General features: G+C 52.9%; 18 protein-coding genes and 2 pseudogenes. 11 read left to right on the top strand and 9 right to left on the bottom strand.

Annotated elements, in window-relative coordinates; translation table 11 throughout:
• Positions 1–156: 156 nt before the first annotated feature.
• The 3 genes and pseudogenes from OA238_RS03710 to OA238_RS03690 all read right to left on the bottom strand — a co-directional run bounded on the left by OA238_RS03710 (position 157) and on the right by OA238_RS03690 (position 2,810).
• Positions 157–1,708: pseudogene (locus tag OA238_RS03710) on the bottom strand (IS3 family transposase).
• Positions 1,709–1,967: 259 nt separating this feature from the next.
• Positions 1,968–2,387 (bottom strand): IS200/IS605 family transposase, encoded by a 420-nt coding sequence (gene tnpA / locus OA238_RS03695; RefSeq protein ID WP_015494130.1) that lies wholly within the window; start codon positions 2,385–2,387, stop codon positions 1,968–1,970.
• A gap of 108 nt (positions 2,388–2,495) precedes the next feature.
• Positions 2,496–2,810, bottom strand: a complete 315-nt coding sequence (locus tag OA238_RS03690; RefSeq protein ID WP_044036240.1) for a hypothetical protein — start codon at positions 2,808–2,810, stop codon at positions 2,496–2,498.
• Positions 2,811–3,263: 453 nt separating this feature from the next.
• Here OA238_RS03690 and OA238_RS03680 point away from each other — a divergent pair, with 453 nt between their 5' ends.
• A complete protein-coding gene (locus OA238_RS03680) occupies positions 3,264–4,511 on the top strand; it encodes an IS256-like element ISOan6 family transposase (RefSeq protein WP_015493820.1) in 1,248 nt (415 codons plus the stop codon).
• Between the two features lie 352 nt (positions 4,512–4,863).
• Here the strand turns inward: OA238_RS03680 and OA238_RS03675 are convergent, their stop codons facing one another.
• Genes OA238_RS03675 through thyX form a run of 3 tightly spaced genes read right to left on the bottom strand, consistent with a single transcriptional unit; the run spans position 4,864 to position 7,185 of the window.
• Positions 4,864–5,964: an IS630 family transposase gene (locus OA238_RS03675; RefSeq protein WP_015494129.1), complete on the bottom strand. Its 1,101-nt coding sequence runs from the start codon at positions 5,962–5,964 to the stop codon at positions 4,864–4,866.
• Between the two features lie 31 nt (positions 5,965–5,995).
• Positions 5,996–6,265: an SMODS domain-containing nucleotidyltransferase gene (locus tag OA238_RS34910; RefSeq protein WP_420806478.1), complete on the bottom strand. Its 270-nt coding sequence runs from the start codon at positions 6,263–6,265 to the stop codon at positions 5,996–5,998.
• On the bottom strand, positions 6,262–7,185 hold the full coding sequence (gene thyX, locus OA238_RS03670) for an FAD-dependent thymidylate synthase (protein ID WP_015494128.1): 924 nt from the start codon (positions 7,183–7,185) through the stop codon (positions 6,262–6,264). The genes OA238_RS34910 and thyX overlap by 4 nt, the downstream gene beginning before the upstream one ends.
• 585 nt (positions 7,186–7,770) lie before the next feature.
• Between thyX and OA238_RS03665 the strand changes: the two genes are divergently transcribed.
• The 3 genes and pseudogenes from OA238_RS03665 (at position 7,771) to OA238_RS29650 (ending at position 10,503) form a co-directional block, all read left to right on the top strand.
• Positions 7,771–8,550, top strand: coding sequence for a hypothetical protein (locus tag OA238_RS03665; protein ID WP_015494127.1), 780 nt, complete (start codon positions 7,771–7,773; stop codon positions 8,548–8,550).
• Between the two features lie 6 nt (positions 8,551–8,556).
• Entirely contained in the window at positions 8,557–9,369 is an 813-nt protein-coding gene (locus OA238_RS03660; protein ID WP_144055821.1) for a hypothetical protein, read from the top strand.
• 65 nt (positions 9,370–9,434) lie between these two features.
• Positions 9,435–10,503 (top strand): annotated as a pseudogene (locus tag OA238_RS29650) (IS630 family transposase).
• A 20-nt stretch (positions 10,504–10,523) separates the two neighbouring features.
• Here OA238_RS29650 and tnpA (OA238_RS03645) read toward each other — a convergent pair.
• On the bottom strand, positions 10,524–10,922 hold the full coding sequence (gene tnpA / locus OA238_RS03645) for an IS200/IS605 family transposase (RefSeq protein ID WP_015494125.1): 399 nt from the start codon (positions 10,920–10,922) through the stop codon (positions 10,524–10,526).
• A 271-nt stretch (positions 10,923–11,193) separates the two neighbouring features.
• On the opposite strand from tnpA (OA238_RS03645), the gene OA238_RS03640 reads away from it, so the two are divergent.
• The 5 genes from OA238_RS03640 (at position 11,194) to OA238_RS03615 (ending at position 16,921) form a co-directional block, all read left to right on the top strand.
• Positions 11,194–11,628 carry a VOC family protein gene (locus OA238_RS03640; RefSeq protein ID WP_015494124.1) on the top strand — a complete coding sequence of 145 codons (435 nt, stop codon included), beginning with the start codon at positions 11,194–11,196 and terminating at the stop codon, positions 11,626–11,628.
• Positions 11,629–11,650: 22 nt separating this feature from the next.
• Positions 11,651–12,385 (top strand): DUF1194 domain-containing protein, encoded by a 735-nt coding sequence (locus OA238_RS03635; RefSeq protein WP_015494123.1) that lies wholly within the window; start codon positions 11,651–11,653, stop codon positions 12,383–12,385.
• Positions 12,382–13,098 (top strand): DUF1194 domain-containing protein, encoded by a 717-nt coding sequence (locus tag OA238_RS03630; protein ID WP_015494122.1) that lies wholly within the window; start codon positions 12,382–12,384, stop codon positions 13,096–13,098. Before OA238_RS03635 ends, OA238_RS03630 begins: the two co-directional genes overlap by 4 nt.
• 70 nt (positions 13,099–13,168) lie before the next feature.
• Positions 13,169–14,236 carry an IS630 family transposase gene (locus OA238_RS03625; protein WP_015494121.1) on the top strand — a complete coding sequence of 356 codons (1,068 nt, stop codon included), beginning with the start codon at positions 13,169–13,171 and terminating at the stop codon, positions 14,234–14,236.
• 1,437 nt (positions 14,237–15,673) lie between these two features.
• The gene (locus OA238_RS03615; protein WP_015494120.1) at positions 15,674–16,921 is read left to right on the top strand and encodes an IS256-like element ISOan6 family transposase; all 1,248 of its coding nucleotides are present in this window, start codon (positions 15,674–15,676) and stop codon (positions 16,919–16,921) included.
• Positions 16,922–17,549: 628 nt separating this feature from the next.
• Here OA238_RS03615 and OA238_RS03605 read toward each other — a convergent pair.
• A complete protein-coding gene (locus tag OA238_RS03605; RefSeq protein WP_144055819.1) occupies positions 17,550–18,035 on the bottom strand; it encodes a hypothetical protein in 486 nt (161 codons plus the stop codon).
• 564 nt (positions 18,036–18,599) lie between these two features.
• On the opposite strand from OA238_RS03605, the gene OA238_RS03600 reads away from it, so the two are divergent.
• Entirely contained in the window at positions 18,600–19,025 is a 426-nt protein-coding gene (locus tag OA238_RS03600; protein ID WP_015494118.1) for a hypothetical protein, read from the top strand.
• A gap of 16 nt (positions 19,026–19,041) precedes the next feature.
• Here OA238_RS03600 and OA238_RS03595 read toward each other — a convergent pair whose 3' ends face one another.
• The gene (locus OA238_RS03595) at positions 19,042–19,584 is read right to left on the bottom strand and encodes a recombinase family protein (protein ID WP_015494117.1); all 543 of its coding nucleotides are present in this window, start codon (positions 19,582–19,584) and stop codon (positions 19,042–19,044) included.
• Positions 19,585–20,111: 527 nt separating this feature from the next.
• On the opposite strand from OA238_RS03595, the gene OA238_RS03585 reads away from it, so the two are divergent.
• Positions 20,112–21,604, top strand: a protein-coding gene (locus OA238_RS03585) for an IS3 family transposase (RefSeq protein WP_085982728.1) whose coding sequence is annotated in 2 segments (ribosomal slippage) — positions 20,112–20,562 and positions 20,562–21,604 — 1,494 coding nt in all. Because the reading frame shifts where the segments join, the coding sequence is not laid out codon by codon here.
• Positions 21,605–22,565: the final 961 nt, after the last annotated feature.

Below are 22,565 nucleotides of genomic sequence, written 5' to 3'. Positions count from 1 at the left end.
CGGCTTTGTTGCAGTCAGAGCAGGTGGGCAGGCCATCGGTGGGGGGCGTGATTGGAAGTAATTGAGACTTCAATTTCAGTTTATGAAAATAAGGGTGCTAGTCTTGATCTACCCTATTTTGGTAGCGGTGTTTGTCAAAGGTGTTGTCCGCCGATTTCATGCAGCGTCTCTGATTTCAGAGGCGCTGATTTCGTTTTCTGGGTTCAGCCAGACGGGTCCTGCTGGTTGCCAGTTTCGGGTTTTTCCTGACCAGCGTTGCGGGTTTTGCGCGCGAGCAGTGGCATAGAGATTGGCACGATTTGTGAGCGTTGCACGATCATGACCTGCGTGGCACGCATTCGGCGTGACGAAGCGGATGGCGCTGTGCAGGTGTTCACTATTGTACCAACCAGCGAAGGTTTGGACCCAGGTTTGAGCATCCGCCTTGGTGGCAAAGCCCTTGGTCGGCCAGTCCGGGCGGTATTTGCAGGTTCGGAACAACGCCTCTGAGAAAGGGTTGTCGTTGCTTACGCGAGGGCGACTGTAGGAGGCCGTGATCCCTAGTTTTTCCATCGTCACCTTCATCGTGGCGCCCTTCATAGGACTGCCGTTGTCAGCGTGCAGAACCAAGGGGCGCATCTGACAGCCCTCCGCTAGCACTGCTTGCCGGATCAGAATGGCAGCCAGATCCGCACTTTCACGCTCATGGATGTACAGCCCACGATCTTCCGGCTGAAGATGTCCACGATCAGATACAGATAGAAGAACATGCCTGCGACAGGTCCCGGCATCCAGGTAATGTCCCAGGTCCAGACCTCACAGGGCGCACTGGCCTGATAGCTTGTGGGCTTCTTACGCTTGACTGGGGACTTGGCTCGACCCCGGTGATGCTGCAATCCATTGGCGCGCAGAATGCGGTAGAAACTCGATTCCGAGGCTAGATACTGCCCCCGATCTGCTAGCTTTGGCACAATCTGACTTGGGGGAAGGCTAGAGAACTCCTTTGAATTACAGACATCTAGAACAGCCGCGCGTTCTGCCGTACTCAACGCGTTTGCTGGTTCCGCACGCGGCACGAGGGGGCGCTTATCAGGGCGAACCTCGCCGTCTTTTGTCCAGCGCCGCAGAGTGCGTTCGCTGATTTCCAACTCGGAACAGGCTTTGGCGCGCTGCGCTCCTGCGGTGACGGCCTCATTGATCAGAGCAACTGCGGTTTGGCGATCTGGGGTGCTGATCATGCGTCCTCTCCGTCCCCCCAGATCGCTGAGGCCTTTTTTCGCAGAACAAGCAGTGCTGCAGTTTCGGCCAGTGCGCGATCCTTGCGAGCAAGCTCGCGTTCCAAATCTTTCATCCGTTTCTTGTCTTCCTTGGTCGCACGCACAAGACGTGCTGCACTCGTGCGGTCCCAGTCGTTGGCCTGCTCGCAAGCAACTCGCCACATGGCAATCTGCGCCGGGTAAAGGCCGCGTTTGCGGCAGTATTCGGCTAGGTTAGCCTCGTTCAGAGCAGCAGTTTCCAACACCGCCGCAAACTTGTCACGTGAAGACCAGCCCTCAGGGCTCGCATCAGCGTCAGGCAAAAGCTGCCCCTTGTTGCGCGCCTCAGCACGCCAGGAGAAAAGCGTCGCTTCCGAAATGCCTTCCTCCCGCGAAAGCTGCCGAATGGCCACGTTGTTCGGCGGAAGCATCCGCTTCAGCACAGCTGCTTTTCGTTCCAGTGAATATCCCATGTCATTGTCCTAATCCGCCCACCTGAAAATTAGAGAAAAATAGAGCAGCGGACAACATCCCTGACACACTGGGGTAGTCACCCTCTTCCCTTTTTTGGACCGCTCTCTTGAAAGCCCACTCTGGTACAGACACTGCCCGCTCATTCACTAACTCCAGACGATCAAAGTAGGGATCAGTTTCCCTTTTCAGTTCCTCCAAAAAGAGTTCGCTATACACGTTCGCTGCGTATCTAAATCTATTTCGTAGATTACTGAACGACTACCGGCTGACGCCGGTAGGTTCCCTTTTTGAATGTAATTCAAGATACTGAAGTATGACAGCGTCAGTGACATTGCCGCTAGTTGTTGAGAAAAATCCGCGAGCCCAAAACCGCTGGCCCCAGTACCGTTTGCGCAGTTCGGGAAACTCGCGCTGTATCTTATAAGACGAGCGTCCCTTGATCCGCATCATCACCTTTGACAATGCTATCTGAGGCGGGACCGATATGAACATGTGGACGTGATCGGTCGACAATACGCCCTTCTCAATATGCACGCCAAGTTCTTGGCATGTTTGGATAATGATTTCACGGATACGCTCACGCATCTCACCGCGCATAACTTTGTATCGGTATTTTGTTGTCCAGACGACGTGAAACCGGTGATAAAATTTGGTATGGCTTCCTGTGGAATAGATCATAATCTTCCCTCTCATTTTTAAGACCCTTACTGCTTCGCGGGGTCTTAAAAATGAGAGGGAAGATTATAGTACATTACGCTAAAGCGGACCGGCTGGAAGCCGGTGGCTTTAATCCCGTTTGTGGAAAGTAAATTCACCTGCACACGCCCGCGCGTCCGCTATACCTTCATCTAGCCCAAGTGCCTTGATCAGTGTTGGCATTAAGCCCGCTAAGAATGCAGACAATGACGCGACAATTATCCACGCCTGACTTGCTTGCGCCTCAAGGAGACTGATGCCAGAAAATGCTCCAAAAACCACCCCTGAAGCCGACATCCAAAGCCGCCAAAATGACAATCGCTTCACTACAGCAAACATTCCAGCCGCGGTGGTTTCGCAGTTCTCAACCTGACGTTTACATTCTTTCAACAATTCTATCGACACTATTCGCTCCTAAACTTCATCTGTGGTCCGAAAATATACCGCCAATAGACGCTAGCCAATGCAACGTCTGAAGCCTCATTTTCAATCGCGGAACAGGCATTCTTTTGCGCCGTCCGCGCCTTGGCAGACCAAGCATCACCTATTGGCATAGCCTCATTCGTACCAGGCGCGTAAACGTTAGAATTCTCGCGTTCCAAAATGTACTTAAAAAAGTCTCTGCACATCCAATCATAGTAGGTCTTGGAGTTGCCAGCATGTGGCCATTGTCCGAGAAAACCAATCGCTAGCAATTCAATATAAAAGGAACGCAGTGGGACATTATTTTGCCCCTGTCAGCATTTCATCATTCGGAGCTATGACTGAATCTGGTGTTTGAGTGGTTTGAAGGTTGGCGGCGTATCTGGTTGAATTGTTGTTGGAAGACAGCAGCCCAACCAAAGGAGATACACCACCATGGGAACTACTAACATTGTTGATTTTGCGCGTCGAGACGAGATGACGGACGCGTTGACGGAGTTGCTGAAAACGGGAGCACAACAATTGATCGCGACAGCAGTTGAGGCTGAGCTTGTCAGTTATTTGGCGCAATTTACCGGCTTACGCACCGATGCCGGTCACGCGGCAGTCGTGCGTAATGGACATCATCCGGCCCGCCCGTTTCAAACGGGCATTGGCCCTGTGAGCGTGCGCATTCCAAAGGTTCGGTCCAAGGACGGCACACCGGTGACATTCCGGTCTGCCCTGGTGCCGCCCTATGTGCGCCGCACGAAGACGCTGGAAGCGGCCTTGCCATGGCTTTACCTCAAAGGGATCTCCAGCGGCGAGATGGCTCCCGCCCTCAAGGTTCTTCTGGGCCCAGATGCCGTTGGCTTGTCGGCTAATACGGTTTCGCGTTTAAAACGCGATTGGGCCAATGAATACGAGGCTTGGAAAGGCGCTGAGTTAGATGACGAGCCCATCGTCTATATCTGGGCCGACGGCGTTCACAGCGGCCTTCGGGGCGAGGATGACAAGCTCTGTGCCCTTGTTATTATTGGGGTAACTGCCCGTGGCAAGAAGCGATTTCTGGCAATTGAGGATGGGGTGCGCGAGTCCACGCAGAGCTGGCGCGAGGTTCTGCTTAACCTCAAAAGCCGAGGCATGAATGCGCCCAAACTGACCATCGGGGACGGTGCCATGGGGTTTTGGGCGGCCATGGACGAAGTCTATCCTGAGACCCGCCATCAACGCTGTTGGCAACACAAAACGATGAACGTGCTCAATTGTTTACCCAAGCTGTCTCAGCCAAAAGCCAAGGCCGCGCTGCACGACATCTGGCAGGCCGAGACCAAAGTCGATGCAGAAAAGGCGTTCGATCTGTTCATCAAAACCTACGAACCCAAATACCCCAAGGCCACACTATGCCTGCAAAAAGATCGTGAGGAACTCATGGCATTCTTCGACTTCCCGGCGCAGCATTGGCAAAGCATCCGCACTAGCAATCCAATTGAATCGGCCTTCGCGACGATCCGGCATCGTACCAAGCGTTCAAAGGGCTGCCTGTCACGCGATGGCATGCTGCACATGATGTTCAAACTGGGGCAATGTGCTGAGCAAAATTGGAGGAAGCTACGCGGCTTTGACTACCTCGCAAAAGTCATCACAGGCGTCACGTTCAAAGACGGAATCGAAACCACAAACCCCGACCAGATCACCGCATGACCAACAATACTCAAACACCAGATTTGACAATAACTCCATCATTCGGACGAGATGCCGAGTATTCCCATTTGTAATCGTGTTAGATATCGAAATGGCATTCGTCTCGACATGATAATCCGCTCTTTCATAGCTCCCACCATTTGCCGTCATACAAACATAGGAGAATTGGTTTTCGAGTCCCCAAACAGGTGCCACTTCAACGTTGTAATCCGAGAACCCCACTTCAACTATCGGGCCAGAACCCTTTACAGTAGTTCTTGGAAAACTTGCGAGTAAGACGACCTTGATTTCTTGAAGTAGCATCGACTGTTGGTTACCCAAGCGGTCATCATATTTTTGTTTTATACCGCAGCTACGGCAAAACCCGAAATTTTTCATGAGTTATGACGCGGAAATTGTCTGAGACTTGGCTACGGAAGGTTTTCCACTCATTTTGGATGGTTTCGCGAAAGAATTTCAGGATCGCATTCGCGAACTGTTTTTGTGTCGGGTGATATCGATTGTGCGTCACATGTTGATGCATGACCGCCCATAATCGCTCGATCATTGCTGACAGGCGATTGCGCAGCAATCTGCCGAGAAGGGGGTTGAGATGCGGGCAATATGGCGGCAACTGGATAAGATGTATGCGGCAGTCTGGCCTTGCGAGAAAGGAACTGACATCTGGCCCTTTGTGATAAGCGGCATTGTCCCAGATAACGTGGATCATTCGCTTGTCGGGATTGCGAGCCTCAATCTTGGCCAGAAGTTGCGCGGCACTAACGCCGTCCACGGTGGTTGGCTCGACAAAGGGCGTGTCGAAGGTTTCGAGGTTCAGCGCGCCATGGATGTTTACGCGGCCACGCCCTGCTGTAGTTTTGATCGCCGGGTTTGATCCTGCCTTTACCCAGCCATGGCTGGGTTTTGTCTGATATTCAGGATGTACAGCATCAGCGAAATAGACGGCTTCATCTGCGCCCAGATCGCCCATCAGACGTTCGTACAATGTGATAAATGCGGCCTGCTTTTCAGCAGAGACAACGCGCGGCAGGGCCTTGGGCTTGCGATATTCAAACCCCAACCGGGCAAGAAGCTTGATGCAGCCAGAGTGCAAGTAGCGCAGGCCAAATTTTGTTGAAACGTGGGCTCTTATCTCAACCGACGAGTGGCAGAAGCGGCCGTCCAGCCAGTCGCATAATGCCGCCTCTTGGTCAGCGGCCATACGAGATTGACCGCCTTTCCAGCCATCAACTGCAAGCGCATCCCAGCCGTTTTCACGATAGGTTTTGTGCCAGCCGCGAACGGTGTCGTCGTCCAAATATAGAAATTCCACGATTACCTGACAGGACTTCCCATCATCAAGCAAAAGAAGCGCATTTGCACGCCGTGCAACCCCATGATCTTCGCGTTGACTGCGAACACAGACCTCAAGCTCAAGGCGCTCCGTGGGAGAAAGAAAACCGGGACGGATCATGCAGATAGCTGAATCGGTCTACGTCCAGACGTCAACCCGCCAAAATTCGGATGATCGAGGACTCTGTGTATAGTGACATCGGCATATACCACTGCACATCGACGTCTCGTGGAGGTCTAATTTGTGTGCTTTTCGCCCACGAACCGATGAAGGTTGAATTCAGTGTTTCAGATGAGGAGGCATGATAATGCCTGTTTAATGCGCCGATGACACGCTTGCGGCGATTTCTTCCATTGTCCAACTGTATCGCAGTCTGAGTTAGTTCGCTCAAAAAATCGTCAAACCGAGATGATACACTCACCCCTCAACAACCCCCATAAACTCACGCCATTCACCCTTGCTCATGCCTGACGTCTCTTGCGTCACCTTTTCTCCAGCGACCATCTTGCGAACGCACTCAACGGCCTTGCCGCTCAAATTTGCGCCGCCCAATCGGTAGTCCTCAAACGCGCCGTAGGCGGCGGGGACCCAGTCTTTGACCACTTCACAAATCGCGTCCGCGTAGACGCGGATTTCGTATTGGGCGTGGCTATCGGCGCGCAGGCGCAGGAAGTGGAACAGGTTGTGCAAATCCACTTTCCAATACCATTGCGTGTAGATGTTGGCGGGCAGGTTCATGCGGGCAAGTTCGCGTGCGAGGCCCTGTTTGGCGTTTCCGTCTGCGTCGACCTCCGAAATCATGTCCTCATAGTGGTCATAGGCGCGGTTGGCGTCGTCTTTGAGGTAGCGCAGGACCTGTTCGGCCTGATCGCCGCTTAACGTTTCGCCGCGGCCTTGGTTGTTGATGACCGATTGCGCCGCGAGGTCTTCGGCCCGTGGAATGTAGAATTCGCGATCAAGGATCGAATACCGTGCGGAGTATTCGTTGACGTTGGCGGTGCGGTGCCGGATCCATTGGCGGGCCACGAAGACGGGCAATTTGACGTGCAGTTTGACTTCGCACATCTCAAACGGGGTGGAATGCCAGTGGCGCATCAAATAGCGGATCAGGCCTTCGTCGTTTTGTACCGACTTGGTGCCTTTGCCGTAGCTGACGCGCGCCGCCTGACAAATCGCTTCGTCGTCACCCATATAATCGACAACGCGCACGAACCCATGGTCCAGAACGTCATGCGCCACATACAAATGTTTCTCCATCCCTGGCGAAACGGCGCGCAATGTCGGCTTTGTCTGGCTGCGGAGTTCGTCAATTTCGGCCTGTTGGTCGGGGGTCACGGGCATGGGGTCGTCCTTTGCATAGATGTGGCAACGTGTGCGGTGATTCTGCGCGGTTGCGTCTGGCATACTGTATCTGTGCAACACCGCGTCGAAAACCGCCATATCCCGCGGGAGTTCAGCCGCAAGGTGCGTTGACTTGGGCCGCGCAATCTCGGATTGTCTGTCCAACAACGCGAGAAACGCGAGTAATATTTGAGGATGTCTTGTCATGAGCAGACTAATAACCGCCGTGGCCATCACCGCAGCGTTGGCTGGCTGTGATGGAACTAATCCGTTTATGTTGGAAGCGACCGCACCAACTGGTGAGACCGAGGCACTTGACTAGAAAGATCCAAACACCAGTGTCGACAGCAAGTTCGCGTTTGATCCGGCGGCAAGCCTGACAATGAATTCGGTTGTCTATGACGACAATGGCACACCGAACGATCCCACTGACGATGATCTGATCATCAACAACCTGCCGTTTGACGGCCCTGCGGGGCGTTATGATGCGGTGGCTGGAAGCAAACCGTCTCACCTACTGGGCTAACGACCGGCATCTACGAAAGCCGCCAAACAGCCACGACCGGCCAGATCAAACACTACGCAGTGTTCCTTCAGGGTGACTACACGGATGCAACATCAGCAGCGGGTCGCGACTGGGGCAATTTCGGCAACGCGGGCGCAAACATTAATCGGTCCGATTTCAACCTCCCCAGCAGCAATGAATATGTATACGTTGGCGTTTATGCGGGCACCCGCACCTATGCCGAACGAAGCGGGCTAGAATTGATCACTGGCGATGTGCGTTTACTCCTCGACATTGATGATTTTGATGTGAATTTCCCTGGTGACGGCCTGCAAGGTGATATCATTGGCTCCGTCACCAACCGCATACGCCAACCAACCGGCGACACAATGGTCGGCGATTTGCCCAACATCACACTTTTTGAAGTGAGCTTTGATACCGAAACTGGCGTCTGGGAAGACAGCAGAGTAGAAACCTACAATAGTAAAGGTGACGTTCGTGACCAAGGTTTTCACGAAGGCCTGATCGCAGGGCCCAACGGCGAAGAAATGGGCGGCTATTTGGTGATGGAAGGCGTGGCCGACATTCAGACCGTTACCTATGAAATCGTTGAATGGGAAATTGTCACAACTGATGGAAATCCACCTCGAACGGGAACCGTAAATGGTCTCCAAATATCGGATCCGGACTTCTTGCAGGGTCTAGTCAACTTTGGCATCGACGTTGGCCTGCTCGAAGTTGAGGACAGTGACCTGCCCGACGGTGCCACACGCAAGGGCAGCACGACCACCCGTACCGAACCCATTGCCGCGGAATACAATGCGCGTGAAATTGGGTTTTTTGTGGCTGACCAAGAATAATCGGTGGTGGGGCCGCATAACACTCTCGTGGCCGGTATTCGGGCGCTTGGTCTGGCTTTGGTTATCGGGACCGCCCACCTGCCATCAACGGTGGGCGCGCAACAATCCGAACAACGGGTTTCTCCCCAAGAAGCACGGGTCTTGGCCAATCGGCTCACGTCTATCGGGCAACCGAGTGCGGCGCGTGAAATCGCACTTGGTCTCCTGCGGGCTGACGCCACTGATGTCACTGCTCTCGTCGCACTTGCACGTGCGGAAATGGCCTTAGGCCAAATCGACGCCGCGGAACGCGCCGCGCAAGCCGCACTATCACAAGCCCGAACACCGTCCAAAAAATTCATGGCATCGCTCGTTGTTGCAGATGTTTTCGCACAAAGTGAGCGGTTTTTGCGGTCCCAGTTTTGGCTGCGCCGCGCTATTCAAATCGCGCCAAACCCGCAAAGCGAACAGGTCGCCATCAACGCCTTTCGACGAGTCCGTCAAGAGAATGCGTTGGCTGTTGAAATCAGTTTTGGCATTATGCCCTCGAGTAACGTCAACTCGGGCAACTCGAACGAAGCGATCAGTTTTGCCTACTTGCCCGGATACCTGAGCGAGATTCAGTGGCTCGTGCCTGCGGATGAAACTCCTTTGTCCGGCGTCGAATTTTCATTGCGAACGGACCTGCGCTACCGCATCGCTGAAACAGCGACCGCACGCACGTCACTCGAGTTTGGCATTTACGGACGCACCTATGTCATGTCCAACAGTGCGCTCGCCACCGCGCCCGAGATAACTGGCGAAAGCCTGTCCTATACTCCTGCGCCTGAATTGACCTGACGATTTTGGGCCTGCGATTCACTTCGTCGCATGGCCAAAGGCGGTTCAGTCTGTATTTTGAGTTTATGAGCAAGCAATACAAAACAGTCTCCTTATCCGACGAGCAGCGCATAGCACTTGAAGCGCTTTGCCGCCGCCGCAAAGTTGACGCCCTTGTTTGGAAACGGGCGCGCGCGTTTCTTCTTTTGGACGCAGGAGAAGACGCCGGAACGGTTTGCCGGATTTTGGATATTGGCCCGACAGTTTTGACGGAGTGGCGATTTGCCTTTGCCGGTGCGGGACTATCGTTTTTCGGTCTGAAGGACTACAGCCAGCGTCAGGGTCATTTGTCCGTCGTGCAAGAGCAGGCGGTGAGAGCCCATTTCACCGCGCAGCCTGCCCGCAATGCCGATGAGGTCTGTGCCTATGTTCTAGCCGAGTGCGACCAAAACTACAGCACGTCGGGAGCCGCCAAGCTGATGCGCCGCCTGGGGTTCGCGTATAAGAAACCACAATTGCTGCCTGCACAGGCCGATGAAGCCAAGCAGGCTGCGTTTATTGCCAAATATGAGGCCCTGATGAACGGGTTGGCCGCAGATGAGATGGTTATCTTTTCGGACGCTGCTTGGATTCAAACACCAGAGCCGCCCCGCCCATGGTTGGTTTCCCAAGGGGCAAAAGACAGCCCTGAAGGCGACATCAGGGCGCAAGCGGCTCAACATTCAGGGCGCGCTTGACCTTGAGACTTTCCAGTTCACCTTTGTGGAAGGCGAGAAGATCAATGCCCAGACAACCCGACAGATGCTGGAAAAGTTGGAACGCAACAACCAAACCAAGACGGCCATCCACGTCTTTGTCGACAATGCCCGCTATCATCATGCCAAGATGCTACAGCCATGGCTGGACAGCCCAGAACGTCGGGTGAAGTTGCATTTCTTGCCAGCATATGCCCCGCACCTCAACCCGATCGAGCGTCTTTGGGGTGTTATGCACAAATGGGTCACCCACAATCGGCACTATGCAACGTTCAACCAATTCACAGAGGCCATTTTCGACTTCTTCCGCAAGACCCTGCCAGAAAAATGGCCAGAGTTCCGCGACACCGTCACCGACAACTTCCGCGTCATATCGCTCAAGGAATACAAAGTGATTTGAGGGGAAAACCTCAGGTCAATTCAGGCGCGGGAGTATAATTCAAGATACTGAAGTATGACAGCGTCAGTGACATTGCCGCTGGTTGTTGAGAAAAATCCGCGAGCCCAAAACCGCTGGCCCCAGTACCGTTTGCGCAGTTCGGGAAACTCGCGCTGTATCTTATAAGACGAGCGTCCCTTGATCCGCATCATCACCTTTGACAAAGCTATCTGAGGCGGGACCGATATGAACATGTGGACGTGATCGGTCGACAATACGCCCGTCTCAATATGCACGCCAAGTTCTTGGCATGTTTGGATAATGATTTCACGGATACGCTCACGCATTTCACCGCGCATAACTTTGTATCGGTATTTTGTTGTCCAGACGACGTGAAATCGGTGATAAAATTTGGTATGGCTTCCTGTGGAATAGATCATAATCTTCCCTCTCATTTTTAAGACTCTTACCGCTTCGCGGGGTCTTAAAAATGAGAGGGAAGATTATAGTACATTACGCTAAAGCGGACCGGCTGGAAGCCGGTGGCTTTAATCCCGTTTGTGGAAAGTAAAAGCGCGTCGCACAATCTCTTCGGTGGCGCGCTTTGACACGCAAGGCGCGCAACTCGGGCTCAACCTGCGCTCCAGTTTCTGACCACTGGTCAGCTCCGCCGGACGTGCTAGGCTTACGGCAACCAACATAGGAAAAATCATGTCCCTTAAATTTCTACACACCATGGTACGGGTCAAAGACCTTGATGCGTCTATCGCTTTTTACAAAATGCTCGGCATGGTCGAACGCAGGCGCAACGAGTCCGAAGGCGGGCGGTTCACGCTGGTCTTTATGTGCCCGCCCGATCAGGCCGACGGCTACGCAGATGTCGAATTGACCTACAATTGGGACGGTGATGACGGGCTGCCGTCAGACAGCCGGCATTTTGGGCACCTCGCCTATACCTGCGACAATATTTATGAGCTTTGCCAAAATCTTATGGACAACGGCGTCACCATCAGCCGCCCGCCCCGTGATGGCCATATGGCGTTTGTGCGCAGTCCTGACAACGTGTCGATCGAATTGTTGCAGGCGGGCGAGTCCCTTGCGAAAGCAGAACCTTGGGCCAGCATGGAGAACACCGGTCATTGGTAAATCCTTGATCAGACTGTGCCTTTTGGCAGGCATCGCGACGTTCTGGTCACAGAGTGCCGCGGCTTGCCGATTGGCGCTTGTTTTGGCGATGGATGTTTCGTCATCGGTCAGCGCGCAAGAAGACGCATTGCAGCGCAGCGGGTTGTCGGCCGCGTTGATGGCGCCGCAGGTTCAAGCCGCCCTTTTCGCCACAGATGATCCGGTGGCTCTGGCGGTCTTTGAATGGTCTGGCCGCTATAACCAGTTGGTTGTGCAAGATTGGATCTTGATCGACAGCCTGTCGACATTGGCTGGCGTTGCAAATCGCATCGCCACTACCCCGCGCAGTCATGACGATTTCCCAACCGCGTTGGGCTACGCATTGGGCTACGCCGCGACGATGCTGCGCCGCGCGCCAGTCTGTGATTTTCAGAAAATTGACGTGTCCGGTGACGGTCGTAATAATGAAGGGTTCGATCCAAGCCGTGCCTACGGTGCGTTCGCGTTTGACCGCATCACAGTCAATGGATTGGTGATCAACGTGCCCGAAGACATCGACACCCGCGAAGCCCAAGACGACTTGGTCGACTATTACACCCGCGAAGTTATACGCGGCCCATCCGCCTTTGTCGAAGTCGCCGATGGATTTGAGGATTTCGCCCGCGCGATGGAGGCCAAACTGATCCGCGAGTTGGGTGTGTTGATGTTGGGGCAAAATAACGCACCGCACCAAAGCGACGTACAAATGATAGATCAAAATTTGGCAGATGGCGGATGAGACGCGCAACAGTCTTTCGCGCGGTGTTTCTTCTGACTATTCTCCTTGCCAGCCCATTATCTGCCCAATCAAGCTGTCGGCAGGCGTTGGCGCTTGGGCTTGATGTGTCTGGGTCCGTTGATGCGCGGGAATATCGGTTGCAACTGGACGGCCTCGCACTGGCTTTGGCTGATCCTGAAGTCACGGCGGCCCTTTTGGGACAGCGCGGCGCACCAATACGCATCACGGTCTATGAGTGGTCTGATCCGGGCGATGAACGCCTGATCGTTGGCTGGACAGACATCGCATCCCAATCTGATCTTTTTGCCATTCAATCAACCCTTCGCACAACACAACGCGCAGCGATGGGTCCAAGCACCGGCCTTGGTGCTGCACTGCTGGCAGGGTTTGCATTGCTCGATCAGCAACCCGATTGCTGGACCCGCACCCTCGATATTTCCAGCGACGGCAAAGCAAACACTGGGCTGCGACCACAAGACGTCTCCGACAGCCCCGTTGGTGTCACGGTTAATGGGCTGGTTATTGGCGTTGATGACAACATCACCGGCAACAATAGAAACCTGCAGATCGCAGAATTGACGTCCTACTACATCGCCTATGTAATTCGCGGACCCGACGCCTTTGTTGAAACGGCGTTGGGGTTTGACGCCTACGCAGAGGCCATGCGCCGTAAACTTCTGCGCGAACTAACTATACTCCTGCGCCTGAATTGACCTGACGATTTTGGGCCTGCGATTCACTTCGTCGCATGGCCAAAGGCGGTTCAGTCTGTATTTTGAGTTTATGAGCAAGCAATACAAAACAGTCTCCTTATCCGACGAGCAGCGCATAGCACTTGAAGCGCTTTGCCGCCGCCGCAAAGTTGACGCCCTTGTTTGGAAACGGGCGCGCGCGTTTTTTCTTTTGGACGCAGGAGAAGACGCCGGAACGGTTTGCCGGATTTTGGATATTGGCCCGACAGTTTTGACGGAGTGGCGATTAGCCTTTGCCGGTGCGGGACTATCGTTTTTCGGTCTGAAGGACTACAGCCAGCGTCAGGGTCATTTGTCCGTCGTGCAAGAGCAGGCGGTGAGAGCCCATTTCACCGCGCAGCCTGCCCGCAATGCCGATGAGGTCTGTGCCTATGTTCTAGCCGAGTGCGACCAAAACTACAGCACGTCGGGAGCCGCCAAGCTGATGCGCCGCCTGGGGTTCGCGTATAAGAAACCACAATTGCTGCCTGCACAGGCCGATGAAGCCAAGCAGGCTGCGTTTATTGCCAAATATGAGGCCCTGATGAACGGGTTGGCCGCAGATGAGATGGTTGTCTTTTCGGACGCTGTCCACCCCGAACACCAGAGCCGCCCCGCCCATGGTTGGTTCCCCAAGGGACAAAAGACGGCCCTGAAGGCGACATCAGGGCGCAAGCGGCTCAACATTCAGGGCGCGCTTGACCTTGAGACTTTCCAGGTCACCTTTGTGGAAGGCGAGAAGATCAATGCCCAGACAACCCGACAGATGCTGGAAAAGTTGGAACGCAACAACCAAACCAAGACGGCCATCCACGTCTTTGTCGACAATGCCCGCTATCATCATGCCAAGATACTACAGCCATGGCTGGACAGCCCAGAACGTCGGGTGAAGTTGCATTTCTTGCCAGCATATGCACCGCACCTCAACCCGATCGAGCGTCTTTGGGGTGTTATGCACAAATGGGTCACCCACAATCGGCACTATGCAACGTTCAACCAATTCACAGAGGCCATTTTCGACTTCTTCCGCAAGACCCTGCCAGAAAAATGGCCAGAGTTCCGCGACACCGTCACCGACAACTTCCGCGTCATATCGCTCAAGGAATACAAAGTGATTTGAGGGGAAAACCTCAGGTCAATTCAGGCGCGGGAGTATACGTTCGCAATCGGCCAGCTGTCGCCAGCGGATCAGTAGATATAGCGGGTCGGTCAAATCTCCGCAGTTACCTTTATTTACAATGACTTAGATAATATCGTAGTGTCACATAGAGGCTCACATATAGTATCCGTCGGTATTATTATTTTGCAAAATGTCTAATTTTTAGTTCGGAGATTGGTCGGGGTACCTGCCTCTGAATTACCGCACGGCCTCACTTACACCCGATACATTAACCTAGAATGGCTCTGAGAGGCCCTGTAGGCATGATACAGTGCGCGTATGGTATTTTCTAGATCAACGTCAGCAAGTGAGACTTACGGCTTGCACTTATCCGCAACATGCTCAACACGGGATCATCCGTTACAGAGGTCACGTCTGTTCCGCCCGTGCACAGTTGCACAGGCACTGTGCGATGACGCTACTTGCCTGTAGCAGTCCAAGAACCCCTTATTGAAGTATGCAAAACAAAGGAGTTTGTAATGGCTGAATGTGGATGTGGGCGTAGCCCAAATGGGAACTGTGTAGGTTGGCATGATCTGACAGAAGAACAGTACCTTGGGAAGAAAGCTGCTTACGAAGCAAAGCAAGCTGCTAAATAGGAACGACCAGTGGGGCTGCTAACAAATGCATTGTGGCCTCACACCTTCATACTCCACCTAAGAACTGCACCACTGAGAACGTCATAATCCTCTTAAATGCTGGTGCTGATGTGAACCCTAGGGGTGAGTCTGACCTTACGCCTCTCGGCTATGCCAAGGGCTTTCGGGAGGGACCGGCCAGAAGAGCTATAACTACGGCACTTACGGCACCCAGACCTTCATCAAGGCTGCACCAGCCAAAGTGCCGATCACTACACCACCCAAACCAAGGGCAGAGCGACGCGTTGGCCCAGCCTCTGTGGTGACTGAGTTTGTCCAGGACGATCCCTATAACGATCCCATCTTCTTTGCAGAACCGCCTCAAGACCCACCAGAAGCAGTCTTCCCCAAGCAGCAGAACAGCCAACCGCAGAAAACCACATCAAAGGGTCAGTCAATGATGTATGGAAGGGACTACTTGCGGGCTCAACTGGGGATCTGAGTAATCTTGGGCAGGACGGTCGCAATAGATTTGCAAAAAACTCAAAACCATCATGGCCTTACGTGGTAATTCCATACAGAATTATCGGTGATAAAACCTTAAAGCCACTGAATATCTACTTAGCCTTGGCGCATCCATGCCTCGAAGTGAGTGACGGTTAGAGCATCGACAGGCTTGCACGCATCCGAAACATGCTCAACACGGGATCAATCCGTGAGCTATGACTGAATCTGGTGTTTGAGTGGTTTGAAGGTTGGCGGCGTATCTGGTTGAATTGTTGTTGGAAGACAGCAGCCCAACCAAAGGAGATACACCACCATGGGAACTACTAACATTGTTGATTTTGCGCGTCGAGACGAGATGACGGACGCGTTGACGGAGTTGCTGAAAACGGGAGCACAACAATTGATCGCGACAGCAGTTGAGGCTGAGCTTGTCAGTTATTTGGCGCAATTTACCGGCTTACGCACCGATGCCGGTCACGCGGCAGTCGTGCGTAATGGACATCATCCGGCCCGCCCGTTTCAAACGGGCATTGGCCCTGTGAGCGTGCGCATTCCAAAGGTTCGGTCCAAGGACGGCACACCGGTGACATTCCGGTCTGCCCTGGTGCCGCCCTATGTGCGCCGCACGAAGACGCTGGAAGCGGCCTTGCCATGGCTTTACCTCAAAGGGATCTCCAGCGGCGAGATGGCTCCCGCCCTCAAGGTTCTTCTGGGCCCAGATGCCGTTGGCTTGTCGGCTAATACGGTTTCGCGTTTAAAACGCGATTGGGCCAATGAATACGAGGCTTGGAAAGGCGCTGAGTTAGATGACGAGCCCATCGTCTATATCTGGGCCGACGGCGTTCACAGCGGCCTTCGGGGCGAGGATGACAAGCTCTGTGCCCTTGTTATTATTGGGGTAACTGCCCGTGGCAAGAAGCGATTTCTGGCAATTGAGGATGGGGTGCGCGAGTCCACGCAGAGCTGGCGCGAGGTTCTGCTTAACCTCAAAAGCCGAGGCATGAATGCGCCCAAACTGGCCATCGGGGACGGTGCCATGGGGTTTTGGGCGGCCATGGACGAAGTCTATCCTGAGACCCGCCATCAACGCTGTTGGCAACACAAAACGATGAACGTGCTCAATTGTTTACCCAAGCTGTCTCAGCCAAAAACCAAGGCCGCGCTGCACGACATCTGGCAGGCCGAGACCAAAGTCGATGCAGAAAAGGCGTTCGATCTGTTCATCAAAACCTACGAACCCAAATACCCCAAGGCCACACTATGCCTGCAAAAAGATCGTGAGGAACTCATGGCATTCTTCGACTTCCCGGCGCAGCATTGGCAAAGCATCCGCACTAGCAATCCAATTGAATCGGCCTTCGCGACGATCCGGCATCGTACCAAGCGTTCAAAGGGCTGCCTGTCACGCGATGGCATGCTGCACATGATGTTCAAACTGGGGCAATGTGCTGAGCAAAATTGGAGGAAGCTACGCGGCTTTGACTACCTCGCAAAAGTCATCACAGGCGTCACGTTCAAAGACGGAATCGAAACCACAAACCCCGACCAGATCACCGCATGACCAACAATACTCAAACACCAGATTTGACAATAACTCAGACGCTCTCTGTGGTTCTCAGATGCCTCTGAATTGTTGTATGGCGTCACTTGTACCCGATACATTGACCTAGGGTGGCCCTGAGAGGCCCTGTTGTGCGCCATACGGTGCATGTAGGGTGTTTTCTAGGAACCATCAGCAGATGAGAATTACGTGCTTCTACGGGGCTAATATCTGGGGGCAAAACTTTTTCCTTATGTTGTCGCGCGATGTGGATACCTGCCCTGAGCTAATCGTTTGCCAGTGATCTGAGGGTCCCATGTGGTTGCCGCTCAGAAACCAACTACGCGTCGCAATCATATGGATCACCATCCTCATACATCCCCCTCTGTTTGGCCATCTGCTCAAGCGTCTCCAGCAACATTCCAGATTCGATCAATATCTCAAGTTCTGTGCTAGCATTTTCGTTGATCAGTTCAGCCAGAAGTATCTCTGATGTACTAGGGCCTGACACTTCAGAGTTGGGCAAACCACCTGATACGAAAATTGAGTTACAGATATCATTTGTCAGTGCAGACCTAGGAAATCAGTGTCGGTACCTGCCCTGAGCGAATCCGTTTCATTATTCGTGAGAGGGTCCCACGTTGGCCGCTCACTTTTTTTCACGACTTCTGGCGTCTTTATTTGGTTGCATGTATGCCACTTCCTCGTTGGTCCGCGGCTGTACATTCGCTATGGTGTAGCGAAATATCGGGTCCTTGGCGCTGTGACCCTTGGCTGTAATCCTGCAGACCAGCCCTTGTTTGATTGCCTCTTGCGCCCGCCTTACCGCCGTTTCTTTCGTGCATCCCAAAATCACGCCAAGCTGAAAGCGACTCTGTGGGGGCCTTCCCTCTAGGGCGGAAACCAACTCACGAACCTTTATAAGCCACTTTTTGGCATTTAAACGCCCCGCGCCGAAGTTGGTCCCCACGTTTGGCATGTTTTGGACGTGTTTCGCCTTGCGTTCAGCCTTGAGGATAGCCTTGCCAATCTCGGCCTCGAATGTGGTTGCCATCGATGGTAGGGAAAATGGGTTCGCAAGAAGGCACGCCATTTCAGCTTTGGATAAATGAGGTGTGATTTTCATTAATTTCATGGTGTAGGTGTCCATAAGTGTTAATAATTTAATTATTCAGTTCGAAGCGTTGCATCGAATAATTTCCAGCCTTCATGATCGTCCTCGTATCAGTGGCTATAGCTACAGATGTGACACCCGAACCAGTCATGGTTATTTTGGTTCACCCCCGCGCCAAGCCTGCCTAGCCCGTGCCCTAAAGCCGTGGTCGCTTTATTGCCTCACCACTAGCTCTTAACTTGGCTTTCCCTACACTCAGCGGATTTGTTCTTAACGTTCTATTCCAAGTGTTGTCCTTTTCGTATACTTGCTCAACCCTTCTGGCCTGCGACATAGAGGTAACATAAACGGTTCAACACGTCAGATATGGCCGCAAGACAATGCGTACGAAGGTGATCCTTTGGTTTGTAAAACCCTGTGAGCAAGCAGAGAGGTTTTCACTAAGACTGGCTGGCGAAGGAATACTTGGTGGCATAGACTTGAGTAGAATGCCGTCTCAATTTAAGATTCACAGACACCAACCATCCATTCCAAGGGCCTTACCATGATAAAAATCTCGCTCGCTGTCCCTTTGAATAAAGTGGTATGAAATTGCTTCGCCTTCTACGAAACACCACATTTGTATTGTTTTTGATAGTTTCGCTGACTTCACTGGCTGTCTCGGCGTCTATATGGGCCGTCAACCAAACCATGCGGGTAGCAACAATGTCCAAAGCTGCGATCACTCAGGTGGCCCAAAACCGAAGACAAATCGCTAGATTGGCAGCCAAAGCAAGGCTACGGCGAATAGTCACTTCTGTACCATTGGCAGGCATCGCGGCTGTTGGCTATTTTGAAGAACGCGATAGGCGGGAGTGGTTGGAAGCAAACCCCAGCAAAACTAACGCTGACTATGCCTGTGAGGTAGCAGAACTTACGGCTGAGGTTATGGACGAGGTCTTGGCGGAATTGCCGTGGAATATTCAATTGCCGGGTTGGGCCTTGCCAGAGTGCGAAAGAGAGCCGACCTAGTCGTATGGTCGCCCCTCTAAGCATTCAAGCTCTTATAAACCGTAGCTCGACCGATACCTAATTCCTTGGCAATAGCAGTAGCCCCCATACCTGACTCTTTGAGTTCCCTCACCTTAGCATCATCAACAGTCTTGGGTCTGCCCTGATACAGCCCCTTGGCTTTAGCCTTGGCAATCCCCTCAGCTTGGCGTTTGCGGATGATATTGCGTTCAAACTCAGCAAACGCACCCATCATTTGTAGCTGTAACTTTGCGAAGGCATCATCTGAACTGGCAGAGAAGGTAAGGCTTTCACTTTTGAAGGTGATTGAGACGCCTTTATCGTTCAATGTCTGGATGATGGTTTGCAGGTCACGCAAGTCACGAGCTAAGCGATCAATGCTGTGAACCAACACAGAGTCACCTTCTCGCACCCAATCTAACATTGCGTTCAGCGCTGGGCGATCTTTAGCGTTCTTACCAGACAGCTTTTCCTCAAGGAGCTTATCAACAGCCCCAAGGTCTTGACGGTCAAAGTTTTGATCAACTGAGCTAACGCGACGATATCCAACAACAGACATTTTAGTCTCCTATGATTCTAGACCTTTATAGAATACCGTCTACAAAGTCAGGATCAAGTCTAAATAGACACTTTAGGGAGGTTTTCTTACTGTCTGGTTTGGGTTAGACCTTTATGGACTCATTATCTGGTGTCAGCGCTTGAGAGGTTCTTTGATTTCCACCCACGGTTTTTTGAATGGATCATTGGATCATAGCTCGCACATGCCAAAGCTAACTCAAACAGCTATTCGATTGGATATGCCTGCTCTCTTTTGGCCCACCTTCCTACTCTTACTGGACTATTACAGACTCAACAGCTTCAGCTACATTTTAGGCTTAGTAGTGGAGCTAAACCAGACATTAGAGCGAGTTGCATCCGTCCAGTGCCACTCAATCCAAACCGGTAAAGTGAAAAAGCTACTAAGCAAGAGCCGTCAGTTGAGTGTACCTAACTTAGGGAAGACTTTAGGGAAGGCCCTCCGTGCCAATAAGCGTGAGACAATTGACTGGCTAAAGTTTACACTTGAGGGCGTAGGAGAACGAACCCATGGTTATGCCTTCACAATCACCACTTTCGCCAGATGCTGGATCTGGAGCCGTTTTGGCCCCGACGTCGCCTCCCCGCGTTGTTAATGCGCCGTTGGCTCCCACAGCGGAACTGACGAGCATCCCGAAGCGACGCAACTTCACAGCCAAATACAAACTGCGCATTCTGGATGAGACGGACCAAGTGGCAGACACTGGCGGGGTTTCCGCCATTCTACGGCGGGAGGGGCTTTATTCCTCTGCACTGACCGATTGGCGCCGTGCGCGGGCGGCCGGCACATTGGGTGCATTGCAGCCAATGCGCCGTGGCCCACAAAAGGCACCTGCCAATCCATTGCAAGCTGAGCTGGCTAAGGCCAACCGTGAGGTGACAGCCTTGCGGCGCCGTCTGGATCAGGCGGAAGCCATCATTGCCATCCAAAAAAAAGTGGTGGGACTTCTGGACGAGATGGAGCAGACGCAAGAGCGCAGCGGCAAATCATGATGGCCGTCGCGATTGCATTGCCCACCGGCAGCGGCTTGACCTCGGCTGTCTGCGCCGCGCTATCATTATCGCGCGCGAGCGTTCTTCGACAGCGTGCGGCGCTGACGGCACCACCACGCACACGCCCACCGCGCGCAGCGTCTTCGCGGGCTCTGCCGGAAAGGGAAAGAGACCAGGTATTGCACCACCTGCGCGAACCCCGCTTTGCGGATCAGACGCCCACAGAGGTCTTTGCCACCTTGCTGGATGAAGGCACCTATCTGTGTTCAATCCGCACGATGTATCGGATATTGGCCGCGCAGGGCGAAGTTGGCGAACGCCGCCGACAGCGCACACATCCCGTCTATCAAAAGCCTGAACTTCTAGCTGAAGCCCCCAATCAGGTCTGGTCTTGGGACATCACCAAGCTGAGGGGCTCGGTGAAATGGTCCTACTTCTATCTCTATGTCATCCTCGACATCTTCAGCCGCCGCGTTGTTGGCTGGCGCGTCGAGCACGCGGAGAGCGCCAGCCAGTTCAAAGAGCTGTTCATCGACGCGATGGAAAAACACGAGGTTCCACGCGATCAGCTGACATTGCATGCAGATCGCGGTGGGCCCATGAAGGCAAAGACGACAGCCCTGATGCTGGTTGATCTTGGTGTGCTCAAGTTCCACAGTCGGCCCCACACCTCAAACGACAACCCGTTCTCCGAAGCCCACTTCAAAACACTGAAATATCAGCCAGAGTTCCCCAAGAACTTTGAAACCATCGAGCAGGCTCGCGCATTCTGCCGCAGGTTCTTTGCATGGTATAACCAAGACCATCATCACGCCGGGATTGGTCTGATGACGCCCGACCAAATCCATTTTGGGCAGGCCCAAGAAATCTACACCGCGCGACAAGCAACACTAGACGCGGCATTCCTCGCCACGCCCGAACGCTTCGTACACAAACCACCAAAACCGCCTCAAATCCCGACCGCCGTCTGGATCAACCCACCAAAACCAACCGAAGAAACCCAAGCCTAAAGTCCAAAAGCCACTGTCTCAAAGTCGTTGACACGTTCCGAGGAGCCTCGCTGACGGTTCTTTAGCGCATTCCAGTTGTAAGTCTCATCTTACACTCCTCAGTGGTTACGATGAGCAAAGAACACTCTCTTATCAAATAACGTTACTTGGACCTATAAGCGCCGAGGTCAGACATTCCAGCATCGCACTATCAGGCTTCATCGAAAAATCTTTGTCGGGGCTTACTGTCGTTACTTGGGGTGTCGAAAGGTCGACAGTAAGTCCCTTCTAAATACATTCTACCTTAGATTTCCTGTCATCAGTGAGGGGTATATCACTGGCTGTGATCTAGGCGTTTAGCATCTAGATATGTCATTCATAGCATTTTAGCTCGCTTTAGCCTATCAATTTTTCTGATGGCTTACAAACGTGCTTTGACCGCTCTCCGACTGCCTCCTACATAAAGGCAGAGATAGCAGCTAAGGGGGTCCTGTAGTGCGTCCTGTGGGTCATTCCAAGCTAGGCAACACGCACCATTTAGCCCCACGGTCTTATGCCCCCCCCCCCAGCGAAAACTCAAGTGCTTCAACAGCATCTCGGCAAGGACATTGGCCGGAATATCAGGTAGTTTGCTAATGTTATCAGAGCCTATGGATGCCGATATACCCCCGTAGGGGAATTACAGTTAAACTCAACCTTTTAGGTCATAATCACTGACCTATTACATGGGTACTTGTTAGCCTTATGACTAGCGTTGAATGAGCGCCAATAATAGTGACATGTATACAACAATATTTCCTTGCAAGAGAACCTACCTAATACTGCATTAGGTGAATTAGGACTCTGCGTGCTAATAACCGCTCCCTTAATAGAGAATCTGTCGGGCGAGCATCAATGTTGCTGCCTACGGCTTATTGAGCAATTTCATAATTACAGAATGACTCCCCTTCGTGGGGCTTACTCCTTTGGGAGTCTTTTTGCG

Source organism: Octadecabacter arcticus 238, from assembly GCF_000155735.2.
Taxonomy (GTDB): domain Bacteria; phylum Pseudomonadota; class Alphaproteobacteria; order Rhodobacterales; family Rhodobacteraceae; genus Octadecabacter; species Octadecabacter arcticus.
Note: the sequence above shows the minus strand (reverse complement) of the source record. Positions and strands in the feature narration are given on the sequence as shown.

Bases quoted from the DNA above. Each gene is read 5' to 3' on its own strand.
- OA238_RS03680 (WP_015493820.1), top strand. From the start codon at position 3,264: ATGGGAACTACTAACATTGTTGATTTTGCGCGTCGAGACGAGATGACG.
- OA238_RS03605 (WP_144055819.1), bottom strand. From the start codon at position 18,035: ATGAAATTAATGAAAATCACACCTCATTTATCCAAAGCTGAAATGGCG.
- OA238_RS03630 (WP_015494122.1), top strand. From the start codon at position 12,382: ATGAGACGCGCAACAGTCTTTCGCGCGGTGTTTCTTCTGACTATTCTC.
- OA238_RS03675 (WP_015494129.1), bottom strand. From the start codon at position 5,964: ATGATCCGTCCCGGTTTTCTTTCTCCCACGGAGCGCCTTGAGCTTGAG.
- OA238_RS03600 (WP_015494118.1), top strand. From the start codon at position 18,600: ATGAAATTGCTTCGCCTTCTACGAAACACCACATTTGTATTGTTTTTG.
- OA238_RS03640 (WP_015494124.1), top strand. From the start codon at position 11,194: ATGTCCCTTAAATTTCTACACACCATGGTACGGGTCAAAGACCTTGAT.
- thyX (WP_015494128.1), bottom strand. From the start codon at position 7,185: ATGCCCGTGACCCCCGACCAACAGGCCGAAATTGACGAACTCCGCAGC.
- OA238_RS03615 (WP_015494120.1), top strand. From the start codon at position 15,674: ATGGGAACTACTAACATTGTTGATTTTGCGCGTCGAGACGAGATGACG.
- OA238_RS03625 (WP_015494121.1), top strand. From the start codon at position 13,169: ATGAGCAAGCAATACAAAACAGTCTCCTTATCCGACGAGCAGCGCATA.
- tnpA (WP_015494130.1), bottom strand. From the start codon at position 2,387: ATGATCTATTCCACAGGAAGCCATACCAAATTTTATCACCGGTTTCAC.
- tnpA (WP_015494125.1), bottom strand. From the start codon at position 10,922: ATGATCTATTCCACAGGAAGCCATACCAAATTTTATCACCGATTTCAC.
- OA238_RS03595 (WP_015494117.1), bottom strand. From the start codon at position 19,584: ATGTCTGTTGTTGGATATCGTCGCGTTAGCTCAGTTGATCAAAACTTT.